The organism is Paraburkholderia sp. RL17-347-BIC-D, from assembly GCF_046027915.1.
In the GTDB taxonomy this organism is placed as follows: domain Bacteria; phylum Pseudomonadota; class Gammaproteobacteria; order Burkholderiales; family Burkholderiaceae; genus Paraburkholderia.
In genome coordinates, this window is record NZ_JARESS010000021.1 from 108929 (window position 1) to 123044 (window position 14116).

Here is a 14116-nt window from a genome sequence, read left to right on the forward strand (position 1 = left end):
AGCGTTTGCAGTTTCAAGCCTCAGTCCGTCGTTTCGGCAAATGCGGAAGTGACCAGTTCGACCTGGCTATAGCAATCGAGAAGCGGTCGCGATAGTCTCCAGTGTGCGGGCCGCACGGACCGTCGCTGCCGAGCAAGTTCAGGAACATAACCGGGGGGCGTTTCACAATGTCTGACCAACGCGGTAGTCAATCTGTCACGATGTCTGACCGAACCGGTAGTAAATCTGCATTGCGTCAAGTTGCAGCTTCGAGGCTTTTTCTCGGCGCAACCATTGCGATGTTTTTGTCGGGTCTCGGCGCGTCGGCGGCTGCACCACAGATCGTTCTGTTCCTGGTGAAGGAACTCGGCGCCTCGCTGCCGTTGGCGGGATTCTATTACCTGACCAGCCTTGCAGCTCCAGTCGCGGGGTATTTCGTCGGCCGCTACTCTGATCACACAGGGAATCGCCTCGGTCTTTTTCGCATGTGTGCTGTGGCGGGCTTTGTGGGCTGGGCGGGGCTGGCCGTCTCTACTTCGGTCTGGATACCCTTCATCATTTCGGTCGCTTTGCTGGCCGTTTCCGGTGCTACCGCCTCGCAAATTTTTGCGGCTGTCCACGATGAACTCAGCGACAAGCCCGACGACGCAAATGAAAGTGTCGTTGCCATTATCCGTATGGCGCTTACCGGCGGATGGATCGTCGGGCCTGTGCTGGGAGCGTGGGTGGCGGCTGCCTATGGCCTGCGCCCCATGCTTTGGATGACCGCCATCTGCATGCTTTTACAGATCGCACCTCTCGGAACGCTGAACCCAACCGTCAAGATCAAGCCGGCGTCGGCGAGCGAGCCCGCGCGTCACTCCAGCCTACGTGCCACGCTTCCACTGCTGACGTTCACAGGACTCTTCGTCATGCTCTACGCAGGGGAGCCAGTGAAGTACGGATTCCTGCTGATCTACATGGAAGAACACCTCAAGCTAGGCCCGGCTGTACGAGGAACGGTCATCGGGACACAGCCATTCATCGAGCTGCTCATCATGCCTTTCAGCATCGGGCTGGGCCGCAAGCTTGGCAACGTGTGGTTGATGTGTATCGCGGCCGCCATGGGGGTGTTTGCCAATCTTTGCTTTGCGCTCTGGTCGTCTGCAGCGGGCATGTTCGCCGGACAGATCCTCATGGGTGGTGTTTGGGGCATATTTATGGTTCTGGGCATCATCGTCGCTCAACGCCTGCTTCCCAACGCGGTAGCGACGGCGTCGGCAATCTTCATGAGCTCGACGGCCCTCGCCTCGGCGTTGGGAGGCATCGCGAGCGGTTTCGGGGTCGCATTCCTGGGCCTTCCCCATGTCTTTCTGCTGCCAGCGCTCTTCGCGGGTATAGCAGTTATTGGACTGGCATTGATGGCAAGCACCGAAAGCTTCAAGGTGTATTGATTTCCGGCCAGTCCCTTCGCACGCTTCACCGTCCCGTTAAGGCAGTCCTTCGACGGCGCGGGCTGCTCTGCGGATATATGGCGCGGCACGCAGTACTTGCGCGTTTGGCTCCATTTGTGTCGCCAGCGCGTTGAGTACCCCAGGCAAGTTTGAAGGCGTTCCCCTTGCCGGCCAGTTCGCACACGCGCTCGAGCACAGATGCAGCGTCCGATTCCGATCGAGAACCGGCCGTTGATTGCGAGGACAGGAACGTCTGAGTTGGGTTGGGAGCGCTCATTCGCTGACAGTGAGACCTGACATTCGCGGCCATCGGTGTGCGAACGTCACCGCTGTCCAGTGCGTCGTCGACCAACGTGGTGGCGCCCATGCGCTGGACGCCACCGTTCGCACACTTCGAACGCTACATTCCTGAAGCAGTCTGAATTGCCAGGCTTGGGCAATAATGCGTTGCGCTGAGAAATGCCGCTTGCTGCGATCGGTTTCCAGCGGCGCTCGACGTGGGCGGATCGATAAAGACAGATGCGTTATTCGATCCCGCAGGCGCGGTGAAGGTCATCGTCACTTTCCACCACTTGCCCGCTCGCACCGCGCTCAGCGAGGTCGCTTGTCCGGCGCCCCATGTTCCCCTCACGACCTGCCCCGTATTCGTGTTGACCACCCACCCGAATTCCGTGCCGCTCGAGTCATCGGTCTGGATCGATCCGCCAGGAAAGACCGTCGCGTTGGAGGTAGCCATAACGTAGTCCGTGAAACTGTAGGTTTGGCCGCCCTGAACCCGGATGATTTCGCGGATATTCGCAACCGACGAGCCATTCGTACCGATGACCGTCGCCGCATGCTTGCTGTTCCCGCTGATATCAGTCGCAGGCACAGCCGTGCCGCCATTTTGCTGGCTCCATGCATCTGGCATTGCAAGACTCAGCGGCGAATTCACCAGATTGTTCGCGTAGCAGGCGGCCGAAGTCTTATTGGCCGGCGGCCCGTAGAAGCTCGCAATGCTGGACTGGATCCCGTTGTCCGTCACGTCGGATGTCGCCTTGGTGATGATCGCGCCTTCGAAGAACTGAATCGGCGCAGCGCTGCCGTCGCCCCCTTCACCAAGTGAAAGACCGCCTTGCCATTGTCCGTTGAAGGCATGGCCCGCATCGCCGCCAAAGTTAAGGGCTTCTGGCGGAGCCTGATCAAAGAGCGGGGTGAGCACGCTCTGCGAAGCAGAACCGCCCTTGACGACGAAAATATTCGATGCGTTCACCGGCGAATACTTGGAAAGTACCGTGACAAACTTTTCATTCTTGGGCTGCTGTGGGCCGTACAGATAGACCCCCGCCTCGGCATCGACGCCCGGCCAGTTGGTATCCAGTCCGTTACATACCGGATCCTTCGCATTGGGTGGCTGATTCGAATCACCATCACAATAGCCGAACACCGCTGCGTTGCCGTTTGAGAACGCCAGCGCAAACATCTCGCCCTCGATTTCGCCATGAGCAAAGGTGCTGGGGTTAGCGCTGTTCTCCATGTTTCCGTACGTGCCGCAACACGTAGAGGACTGGCTGTAATGTGCGCCGGCCACCATATACTCGGCGATCTCGGTATCGCCGATCGACTGGTTCACTGTGCCGAACCGGTTCCGATAGGCTTGTCCCCCCAACGTATTCAGCGCTGGAATCTGCGCGCCTTCGAGCGGTACGAAACCCAGCTTCGCCGGTGTGCCGTGCGCCGGCAAATCGTTACCGATCGATACCTGCAAAGTGGGCGACTGCGCGGTCAGCGCGGTGGGTGGCTGCGACAACTGCACAGTCAGTGTCCCACCCGTTCCTGGGAGCGTGATCGTCGCAAAGCCGTTGATGACCGGTACGGTCGTCGTCTTCTTCGATCCTGAAGCGCTACTCGCAAGGGTCAGTGATTCTGTGCCGTCCTGATTGAGTGTGAGAACGGCGGGCACGTTACCAAACGCGCCTCCCTTGAGGGCCGCAACTGAGTCGATCTGATCGTAAATGTATGAGACGGCGCAGGACGTATCGTTGCAGAACGCGTTTGCGCTTCTGACATTGGCCGAACCGATTTGCTGCCGATCGCCGCCGTTCGGCAAGGTGCTCGACGTATAAGGGTAGATGTCCTGCTTTGCATTGTCAGAGGCCCGTTGAAGCTGGAACAACGGGCCTCTATAACTCCTTGTCAGTAAGCGTGTCACGCTGTGAGCCGCGGAACACGGTGTGTTGGCCGCTGCGGCAGTGTCGCAAGGTAACGGAAGCGCATTCGCCGCTTCCGTTACTGCACTGCTATCTGGCTGCGATGCAATGTTCGCTGATGACGTCGGTGACGCACTCGTGTTCGCCACGCCTTGCGCCGCAGATGTGCCGGCGCTGTCTCCATTGCATGCAGCGAGTGCAACAGTCGCCGCCAGCAAAACAGAAATCAATCCAACTCCTCTGGACATCATGACCTCCTCCTATCAAACCGCGCTTCGGGTTAGACTTCATAAACTTAGTTATGCAAACTGATTTGCAGCGAATCATCACCGATCAAGCAGATAGTGTGCGGAACCGTCACTCGTTCCCGGCGATTTGGAGAATGTTCTGCTGCGTGACGCGACTCGCCAGGCAGAGGGAGCACGATGCCGGCCAGGCGCCAGCGATCTCAACTATTAATAATATTAGTCAACAATATTGCCTCACCATCTCAGGATAATCCCCTAGCTGCAGCGCCGCAATTCAAGCTATCCGCCCGTTGAATCCTGATTTGCAATGGGCATAACAGGGTCCTGTGTCAATATTATTGCTAATAAAGAACCTTTCATAATTGAATGGTTTGGCGTCGTCCAACTCACTCGCGCCCGCTTCCGTGGTGCCATCGTGTCCCATGCGCAGCGCTGGTTTTCCCGGCTTACACGTCAGGGTACGTCGTGCGCGGCCGTGCTAGCGGATGCTGATGAAGCAGGGTCGGCTGTAAATGCAATTTTCTATCAAGAGAAGCGATGCAGCATCGCAACGCAATTATTCTTAAAGTTGTCGGTCAACAAAAAACGTTCGCTTTAATCAATTTGTAACGTTCAATAACACATAACCACCGCGCGGCGCGTGTACTGTCACGTTGTTGATGGTCGAGCGGGCGAAGACTTTGAACATCAGCATTCCTGATTTGTGCGGCAAGGCGATCCAACGTCGCGTTGCCGGTCACGGTTTCCCACACTTTAAAACCTGTATGCGCGCCTGCCGCTTGTCTTGCGCGGATACTGTCACGTTGCTGGGATGTTGGCGGAAATGCAGCGACAATTGCGGGTATGAAACGGACTGCTCTCCAACACAGCGCACCTGCCAACGACGCTATGTCTATGCCGGCTAGCGATTTCCGCCCGACGCGATCAGTTATGCGGTGTGGCTGTACTACCGTTTTCAGTTGAGCCTGCGTATGGTTGAGGAGTTGCTGGCAGCTTGCGGCATTGACCTTATCTATGAAACGGTGCGAAGCTGGTCGGTGAAGTTCGGCCTGGGTATCGCCCGGCGCATCCGCTCTACATCGCTGACATGATCGCCAAGGGCAGATGACATGCCACAAAGGCATTCGCTTGTCCGTCGCACAGCAATTCTACTCCCTGGTTTCATAAACCAGCGCAATTCACCCGCTGGCTTCGCCCAACCGTCCTTATTGCGACGAAACCAGTTTATGTACCGTGCCCGAAAAGATCCGCTCGATGACTCGCAAAAACTGGCAGCCAGTTGTGAGAAAGAAAATCACTCTATTTACGCATAGTGCAGACTGCGAAGTATTTTCAATCTCCGGTAATTTTTTGAGTAAAGCGAATGAGTGGGTCTTTAGTTTTCGGAAAAAAGTGCATACATCGAGAGGCTTTTTTATAAAGGCACAAATTTCGGAAATCCGAATAACAATTTGCTTATACAACCCGTCGATCCGCATTTTTTTTCGCCACGTCTTGATTCACGTCTCTGACATATGCAAACGATAGATTTTTCTGGCTGAGGCTCAGAAACGCTCAGCACAAGCAGCTCCAATTTTAGATCAGGGGTAACAGAACAGATCTGAGACGTTCAGTTCAGGAGCAGAGATTTCAATTCTGTTTGTTTTCTGGAGATATGAAATGAAAAAATGCAGACTGGTTCAGTCTAGCATTACATTAGGATTACTTACCGGCTCTATACTCTTCCCAACCCTTCAAGTAAGCGCAGCACCTCAAAGCAATATGGAACTGTTGCCGACCGGCCAGTTCATCTCCCCGAGAGCCATTCCGGGCGCCGTCCAGCAATTGCTGAATCCGCAGCTTTCGGCCAAGTCGACCCAAGTGGTCAGCGGTGCCATCAAGTCGCAGCTCAGCCCGGACGGCAACACGTTGGCCGTGATCACCGCTGGCTACAACACCGTCTACACGGGCGCCAACAACAGCACGCTGGACAAGGCTGACTCGACCCAGTACATCTTCATCTATGACGTGTCGGGCGCGAACAAGGCCCACCCGATGCTGGCGCAAGTCATTCACCAGAACAACGCGTTCGACGGTCTCGCCTGGAACGGCAACCAGACCCTGTACGGCACCGGCGGCGCCGACGACAAGGTCTATGTGTACAACCGCGCTTCGGCTGCCCCGTCGGCGCAATGGTCCCAGACCGCGGCCATCGCACTGAACCACACGACGGGTATCGGTTCGGGCGTCAAGCCGAACGCTGGCGGCCTCGCTGTCTCCGCTGACGGCCGGAACCTGGTCGTTGTCAACAACTACAACGACTCAATCTCCATCATCGATACGGGCTCGAACACGCTCGTTTCCGAATACGACCTGCGTCCGTTCAACACGTCGGGCCAGCAGGGTGTCGCCGGTGGCGAATACCCGTGGGCGGTTTCGCTGAAGGCCGACGGGACCGCGTTCATCTCGTCGGTGCGTGACCGTGAAGTCGTGGTGCTGAACCTGGCGAACCCGGCCGCGCCGCAATTCATCACGCGCATCCCGGTGAAGGGCAATGCATACGGCATGGCCTTCTCGCCCGATCAGTCTAAGCTCTACGTCGCCGTATCGAACACCGACCAGGTCGCCGTCATCGATACCGCCAGCCACAGGGTTGAGAAAACGATCGACATCGCCAGCCAGAATGGTGACGGCAACGACCGGGGTAGCGGCAATAACAAGAAATACAGCGGCCGCGATACGGTCAACGTGACCGTTTCGAAGAACGGCAAGACCCTGTATGCGGTCAACAACGGCGACAACTCGATCGCTGTGATCTCGCTCACCGGCGAGAACGGCTACCACGTCAACGGTCTGATCCCGACCGCCTATGCGCCGAAGGACATCACGCTGAGCGCCGATGGCTCGCAGATGTACCTCATCAACGGCAAGTCGGTCACGGGCCCGAACCCTCTCTATACCTCGGGTACCACGGCCCAGTACCAGTTCGGCCTGGAACAGAGCAGTCTCGTCAGTGCTCCGGTCCCGACGGGCGATGTGCTCGCCCAGCTGACCACCCAGGTGGACGAAAATAACCACTACTCGGAGAAGGAGTCGGATAGCGATCGCGAGACGATGCACTTCTTGCGCGCTCGTATCAGGCACGTGATCTACGTCGTGAAGGAAAACCGCACGTTCGACCAGATCCTCGGCGACCTCGGCAACGGCTCGAACGGCGATCCGACGCTGACGATGTACGGCAAGGCCACCACGCCGAACTTCCACAACATCGCCAGCAACTTCGTCACGCTCGACAACTTCACCGATCCCGGCGACGGTTCGATGGACGGCTGGTCGTGGGTGCAGCACGCACACGTCACGCCGACCGAGGAAGTTTCGCAGCAGGAGAACTACGCCGGCGTCAGCCGCGGCATGGCGTATGAATCCGAAGGCGACAACCGCGGTCTGCCGGTTGGCCTCCCCACCACCGCCATGCGCGACTTCGCCACGAATGGCAGCTTCACAAGCGCCACGTCGTCGCTGCCGGGCGGCGCGGCCAACGCGCTACCGGGCAGCGCCGACGTGTCGGTGCCGGATGCGCCGTTCGGCTACCAGAAAGCGAGCATCTACGACGCGGTTCTGCAAGCAGGCGGTGCGGTCCGCAACTACGGCGGCATGGTCAACAACGTTGGCTCGATCGGCACGATCGCCAACCCGCTGCTCAATCCGGCTGGTGCCAACATCGTCCAGGCTCATCCGCTCAAGCCTTCGCTCGTCAACCTGACGGACCAGTACTACCGCGGCTTCGACCAGGCCTATCCCGACACCTTCCGCGAACTCGAATGGAACCGCGAGTTCCAGCAGTACGTCGCGAACGGCCAGCTCCCGTCGTTTGAAGTCGTCCGCATGGGCTCCGACCACACCGGCAGCTTTGCCCAGAACGTCGGCCAGATGGGTTCGGCTGAGCAGGAAGAAGCCGATAACGACTTCGCAGTTGGCAAGCTGGTCGAAACCGTCGCGCACAGCCCGTATGCGCGGGACACGCTGATCGTGGTGGTCGAGGATGACTCGCAAGCCGGTTCCGATCACGTCGACTCGCACCGCTCGCCCGCTTACGTCGTCGGTGCGTACGTGAAGAAGCACGCCGTCGTCAGCACCGCCTACAGCCAGGTCAACGCGCTCCGTACCATGGAAGACCTGCTCGGTACCCAGCATATCGACCTGAACACGGCGTACGCGCGTCCGATGTCCGACCTCTTCGACACGAAGTCGGACGGTTCGTGGACCTACACGGCGGTCGCTTCGACGATTCTGAAAAACACGAACGTGGGCAACGTGGCGAGCGGCACCGACGGCAACCAGTTTGCCCAAGGCGAGGACATTCATCCGCTGCATGCCGCGACGTACTGGGCGAACGCGACGAAGGACTTCGACTTCTCCAAAGAAGATCGTATTCCGCCGGATCTGTTCAATCGCGTGCAGTGGAAGGGCGTGATGGGTGACAAGCCGTATCCCGTCCCGCACTCGATCTACTCGAAGGCCGCAGCCGACGGTTCGAAGTCGGTCGCCGCTGTCGACGACGACGACGATTAAGCAGGTCGTCGCGTGGTCCGGTTCCAGTGCATCGGGCGGCCTTGCACTGCCTGATGCGCGAGATCCGAAGTAGCCAGTCACGGCGGGTCGCTGTCCCAACGGACGGCCACCCGCCGACCTTCTCACTACCGTCTCCAACAATAGCCAGCACCGCGTGAAGCCAACGAACGTATCCAGGTCCCGAACCGCAATTGCCATATCGGCGCTATTTGCCGCTTTGTCATTCCCCAATTTGGCGAAGGCTCAACAAGCTCAACAGGAACAGCCTCAGCAAGCACAAGGTCAACAGACGCCAACCCGGCAGACGCAACCCGCGAGCACGCTCGGCGAGATTTCCGTCACCGCTGCGACGGCCGCGGCCGGGCGCGACCATAACGTCAACGACCCGTATCAGGTCACGGGCGTCAGCAAGACGGGTACCGCGCTCGGCGACCTGCCGATGAGCGTGCAGGTCATTCCGCGCGGAATTCTCGACGAACAAGGCGTCACGTCGTTGCAGGAAGCGATCCGGAACGGCAACGTGTCCGGCGTGAACTATGGCGGTACCGATTCGAAAGGCTTCACCGACCACTTCATGATCCGCGGCCTGCAGGCGCAGACCTATGACGACGGCTTCTCGGACGGCGACCAGGTCAACGGCCCGACGCATTCGCTGCTGGGCGTCGAGCGCATCGAAGTGCTCGAAGGACCGGGGTCGGCGCTGCTCGGCAGCGGCCCTCCGGGCGGCGCGATAAACCTGATCCACTACACGCCGTCGGCGCAGTTCCACTGGGGCGGCAATATCCAGGCCGGCTCGTTCGGTACCGTTAACGCCAGTGGCTACGTCACCGGTCCAACCGGCATCGACGGACTGAACTATCGCGTGGACGCCGGCGCCGGCCGCTCCGACGGCTACCGCGACCTCGCATCGTGGAACAAGGAAATCCGTCCCGATCTGCAATGGAAAATCGGCGACCACAAGATCGAGTTCTCGATCGACGCGCAGGACTATATGGCAACGCCCGACTCATACGGGATGATCTATTACAAGGGGGAGCCGATCCGCAATGTCCCGTTCGACGCCAAATATTCGACGCCGTTCGCGAACGCACACGGCAACGATGTACGCGCCACGCTCACGGACGAGTGGCGCATCAGCGACTACCTGACGATCAACAATCGTTTGTCGTACATGCACCACACGCTGGACTTCTACAGCAACGGCGACAGCACGCACGCGAAGGTCAAGGGCAACACATTCACCGGCCGCCAGTTGCGTGATCAGGACGATTCGCTCAACACGCTCGACTACCAGTTGGAGCCGGTCTGGAAATTCTCGACGGGCAGCATCCACCATACGCTGCTGACGGGCTTCGAATACCTGAACCAGGATCTCAACACGGTGAAGGCGACGGCAGACCTTCCGGACATCGAGGACATCTTCGCGCCGGTTCCGACGGAAACCTCCATCGCAAGCCTGCATTTCCAGTGCGCGCCCTCTCACTCGTGCCAGAACGACCATGTGTACGCGAACTTCTACAGCATTTACGCGACCGATCAGGTGGACGTGACGGACAAGTTCAAGATTCGCGCGGGCGTGCGCAAGGACTGGTTCGATACGTCGCTGACCCTGAACCCGCTCCCCGGCGAGCCGAACCGTACCGCCAACGACGGCATCACGCTGGTTCAGGGCAATACGTATACGCGCAACGATGCGCCGACCAGCTGGAACGCCGGCGTGCTGTACAAGGTCACGCCCTGGATGACACCGTATTTCGGCGTATCGCGCAGCTACCTCGCGAATTTCAACTCGGAGAACGATGCGTTTTCCATCGGCCCGCCGGAATCGGCGTTGCAATACGAGCTAGGCGTAAAGTGGTCGCTCGACGACGGGCGCTACGTGCTCAACACCGCGCTGTTCGACGTGCAGCGGGAACACGTGGCGACCCCGTTCGGCGACGACCAGATCGCGTTCGATTCGCAGCGCACGCGCGGCGCCGAGGCCTCGCTCGACGCGGATCTCACACCGAACTGGCACGTGTACGCGAATTTCACCGCGCAGCACGCGCGTATCACTTATAGCCCAGACACTCCTGGCGCAGTCGGTACGGTCCCGCAGGGCGTGCTCGCCTATATGGCGAACCTGTGGACGACGTATCGCTTCAGTCTCTTCGGCAGGGCGGGCTTTCATGCGGGTGCCGGCATCAATTACATGAGCCGGATGTCGAACGGCTTCGCCAACGGCTACGACTGGGCGCCTGCCTCTTTGATCGAGAACCTGCAGTTCGGCTATGCGGAGCCTCACTGGGGGGTCGATCTGAACATCGACAACGTCACCAACCAGCGCTACTACATCGCCACCAACGTGGTCGGCGCCTACCTTGGCGCGCCGTTGGCCGCCTACGTTTCCCTGCATGCGGATTTTTGAGGAGGATCGATCATGTCGATGGACATCCTGTTACGCGTCGCCGATCATTCCGGCGGCGTGCTGTATGTGATCGCCGCGCTGCTGTTCGTCTCACTGACCGTGGTCATCGAGCGGCTGTGGTTCCTGCATCGTGTCGCGCGCGATGCGCACGCGGCGCTTGCCGAACTGGACCATCAGAAGACGCTGAACGCGAGCGCGCTCGCGGCCTGGGCCCAACGGCACGACGGGCTCCCGACGGGCAGCGTGATCGCAACCGCGGGCCGGCTCGCCGGACGCGCCGATCGCGACACGCTCGCCGCGAGCCTCGAGGAAGCAGTGATGCGCGAGGCTCCCCGCATCGACCGTTTCCTGTGGGTGCTCGATACCGCGGTCACGCTGGCGCCGCTGCTCGGCCTGTTCGGCACGATCGTCGGCATGTTCGACGCGTTTCAGGTGCTGTCGAATCCGGGCAACGCGCCGATCCAGGTGACGGGCGGCGTCGCCGAGGCGCTGATCGCGACTGCGTCGGGCCTGTTCGTCGCGATGATCGGACTCGTGTTCTTCAATGCCCTGCATAATCGCGTGCGACTGGTCGTGCATCAACTCGATACGCTGAAGACCGCGCTCGTCAATCGCCTGACGAGCGACATCCCGGATGTCCAGGTCGCGCGGGAGGCGGAAACTGAAACCCCCCACGGGGTGATCGGGTCGCTCGCCCGGCGGGGAGCATAACGTGAAGTACTTTGAGGCACGCAAGGCGCGCATAGAGATCATTCCGATGATCGACATCATGTTCTTCATGCTGGTGTTTTTCATCATGATCACGCTGCACATGATTCCGAACGCGGGCCTGCGCACGCAGCTGCCGTCGGCCGCGAGCGCACAGAGCCTGCCTCCGCCGAAGGTGACGGTGACGCTCGCGGCCGACGGCAGCGTGTCGGTCGACGGCCGCACGCTCAGCACGGCCGATCTGACCGCGCTGCTCGCGAAGCGCCCCGATCCGGCGCATACGGTGGTGACCATCGCGGGCGCGAAGGACGTGCAGTTGCAGAAGCTCGTGAACGTGATGGACGCGTGCCGCGCGGCCGGCGTTACGCAGGTGTCGCTGGCCGCGCAACCGGAAAAGGTGGACTGACATGTCGTCGATGCCGACCGTCGCGCAGCATGCGCCGCACCCCGGCACGCGCAAGCCGCTCTATATGTCAGCCACTCTCGCGCTAGCCGTCGAGGCGCTCCTGCTCGCGGGCGTCGGCGCATGGCTGACTCATCCGCGCATCTCTGCGCCGAGGCGGCCCGAGCCGATGACGATCACGCTGGCGCCGCCGACGGCCCCGGCGCCGAAGCCCGCGCGCATCCCCGGGCGCGAAGTGTCGAAGCCGGTGCCGAAACCGGCCGTGGAGCCGCGTCGCGCTCCAGCGGTACATCAGGCGCGCGTCGCGCACGCGGCACCGCCGAAGCCGCAGCCGGCCGCGCCGATTCCGGCGCCGAACACCGCGCCCGCTCAGAGCGCCGCGCCGGCCGAACCCGCGTCCCCTCCCGCACCGCGTCCCGCGCCAGCGCCCGTCCCCGCTCCGGCCCGCCCCGAAGCGAGTTTTGATGCCGCGCTGCGCGCCGCGATCGAAGCGGCGCTGCGCTATCCAGAATCGGCCCGCATGGAAGGGGTAACCGGGCGGACGCTCGTCCGGTTCGTCTATCGCGACGGCGCAGTGTCCGACACACACGTCGTGACGTCCAGCGGCATGGGCCTGCTCGACCATGCCGCGCTCGCGGCCGTGCGCGACGCCGTGTGCCCGCCTCCGCCCCATGGGCTCGAGGGCAAGAGCCTGCCCGAGCAGCTATGGGTCGATTTCACGCTCGACAGTAAGGGGTGAAGACTATTGTTAGGTCGTTGGACCAATGAGATCGCGCCGTTCGTCCACTGTGCATGACCGTATGCGGAATACAACGTCGGCCTCGAAAACACATCGATGAGAAAGAAATCGCATGGCATTGCGCCGCGAGACGCGCTAACGCCGGCGGCCGGGTCCGGTCCATTTCGTCCGGCATCTTCTCCTGCCGTGGCGGCCGATACGGCTCCCACGAAAGTCAGCGCCATGAACGGGCCAAAGCACAATTCCGAAATTCGATCGACAGTATCGAGGACCGGTTCGCGCGTTTCGACATCTTCCGGATGCGTCATACCAGTAGTGCACATGATTTCTTCATGGGCAGATAGCGCATGGTCATACTGGTTGGCGGCCGAACTGGCGATCACTGGCACAGCACCAAATTTGCTGCCAACGTCACGGGAGCAGATGGCCTCCTTGCGCCGACCAGGGAGAACCCGAATTTGGGTTGTGCCTCGGCGCGCCACATTTGTCAGTATGGTCTGGCGCGATAGGGGCAACGCGCTGAGGCGACTGGGGGTGGTTGCGGCAGTCACCGGTTTGGCTGACTCGAAAGTGGATTCGATCAGCGTAACGCGCTCCCGATGCTCCAGGAATTGGACCAAAGTTGCATTGCCGCTTTTTGTTCCGCAGCCTACATTATGAAAGGAACTCCGGAAAGTACCTGAACCGGGACTCGCGAAGACAGGAATGGCGAAGACAGAGGCGAAAAAAGACCGGTCCGTCATCGTGTTCATAGCGGCGGAAATGCCGGCCAGATTCGTTCGCGGCGCTTCGGTGGCGCCGACTTTCAATTCGCTCGACTCCGGGACTCTGAGCGAATTGCAGCCGCCCATCCATGATTTCTTCTGAAGGAACCGGAGAGTCACCTCAAAGGTCTTGAGGACCGGCACTAGTCAGTCGAATCTGAACGTGATCGTCCGCAATGGTCGACGACTCGACTAGCATGATCGTCGGGTTAAGGTCCGTTGTCAGATGCAGACCGGCGATTCCCGCCGGATCTATCGTGCCTCAACAGGAGCGAGAAATGAAAGCAATCAGGACATTCAAGCTGATGGGTGGCGCATTGATCGTCGTGGTATCCGTCAATGCGTGGTCGCAGACTAGCGAATCCGCTGCGCCGTCGACTCAATCCAGTATGGCGCCGTCAAGCGGAGGAAGCGCGAAAGCCACCAGACAGGCGAATCGCGCACTCAGCAAGAAAGTGCTTGTCGCGCTCTCGAAGGGCGGTGTCGGCACGTCCAGAATCAACGTAGTTGCGAAAGGCAGTGCAGTGACGCTCGTGGGAGCCGTCACTGACGCGACCCAGATCGACAAGGCGGGAGAACTAGCGAAGGGGGTGTCCGGCGTCACGTCGGTGAAGAATTCCCTGACACTGAAAGAAGTGGGTCAGTGATCCTTCCTGATCAGGTCGGCCGGCGGGGGTTAATTTCGCAATAGTAAA

The 14116-nt window shown here is 60.1% G+C and carries 8 protein-coding genes and 1 pseudogene; 8 read left to right on the forward strand and 1 reads right to left on the reverse strand.

Annotation, left to right across the window (positions count from 1 at the left end):
- Nucleotides 1-167: 167 nt before the first annotated feature.
- On the forward strand, nucleotides 168-1412 hold the full coding sequence (locus P0D96_RS26180; protein ID WP_408316195.1) for an MFS transporter: 1245 nt from the start codon (nucleotides 168-170) through the stop codon (nucleotides 1410-1412).
- Between the two features lie 400 nt (nucleotides 1413-1812).
- Here P0D96_RS26180 and P0D96_RS26185 read toward each other — a convergent pair whose 3' ends face one another.
- On the reverse strand, nucleotides 1813-3852 hold the full coding sequence (locus tag P0D96_RS26185) for an arabinofuranosidase catalytic domain-containing protein (protein WP_408316197.1): 2040 nt from the start codon (nucleotides 3850-3852) through the stop codon (nucleotides 1813-1815).
- A 920-nt stretch (nucleotides 3853-4772) separates the two neighbouring features.
- Here P0D96_RS26185 and P0D96_RS26190 point away from each other — a divergent pair.
- The 7 genes and pseudogenes from P0D96_RS26190 to P0D96_RS26220 all read left to right on the forward strand — a co-directional run.
- A pseudogene (locus tag P0D96_RS26190) lies at nucleotides 4773-4922 on the forward strand (IS6 family transposase); the annotation flags it as partial.
- A gap of 688 nt (nucleotides 4923-5610) precedes the next feature.
- Complete coding sequence (locus tag P0D96_RS26195; RefSeq protein WP_408316199.1) at nucleotides 5611-8400, forward strand: bifunctional YncE family protein/alkaline phosphatase family protein; 2790 nt, start codon at nucleotides 5611-5613, stop codon at nucleotides 8398-8400.
- A 217-nt stretch (nucleotides 8401-8617) separates the two neighbouring features.
- Nucleotides 8618-10807: a TonB-dependent receptor gene (locus P0D96_RS26200; RefSeq protein ID WP_408316201.1), complete on the forward strand. Its 2190-nt coding sequence runs from the start codon at nucleotides 8618-8620 to the stop codon at nucleotides 10805-10807.
- Nucleotides 10808-10819: 12 nt separating this feature from the next.
- Nucleotides 10820-11518 carry a MotA/TolQ/ExbB proton channel family protein gene (locus tag P0D96_RS26205; RefSeq protein ID WP_408316203.1) on the forward strand — a complete coding sequence of 233 codons (699 nt, stop codon included), beginning with the start codon at nucleotides 10820-10822 and terminating at the stop codon, nucleotides 11516-11518.
- A gap of 1 nt (nucleotide 11519) precedes the next feature.
- The gene (locus P0D96_RS26210; RefSeq protein ID WP_408178629.1) at nucleotides 11520-11921 is read left to right on the forward strand and encodes an ExbD/TolR family protein; all 402 of its coding nucleotides are present in this window, start codon (nucleotides 11520-11522) and stop codon (nucleotides 11919-11921) included.
- A gap of 1 nt (nucleotide 11922) precedes the next feature.
- The gene (locus P0D96_RS26215) at nucleotides 11923-12657 is read left to right on the forward strand and encodes an energy transducer TonB (protein WP_408316205.1); all 735 of its coding nucleotides are present in this window, start codon (nucleotides 11923-11925) and stop codon (nucleotides 12655-12657) included.
- 1042 nt (nucleotides 12658-13699) lie between these two features.
- Nucleotides 13700-14068 (forward strand): BON domain-containing protein, encoded by a 369-nt coding sequence (locus P0D96_RS26220; RefSeq protein WP_408291998.1) that lies wholly within the window; start codon nucleotides 13700-13702, stop codon nucleotides 14066-14068.
- Nucleotides 14069-14116 lie beyond the last annotated feature (48 nt).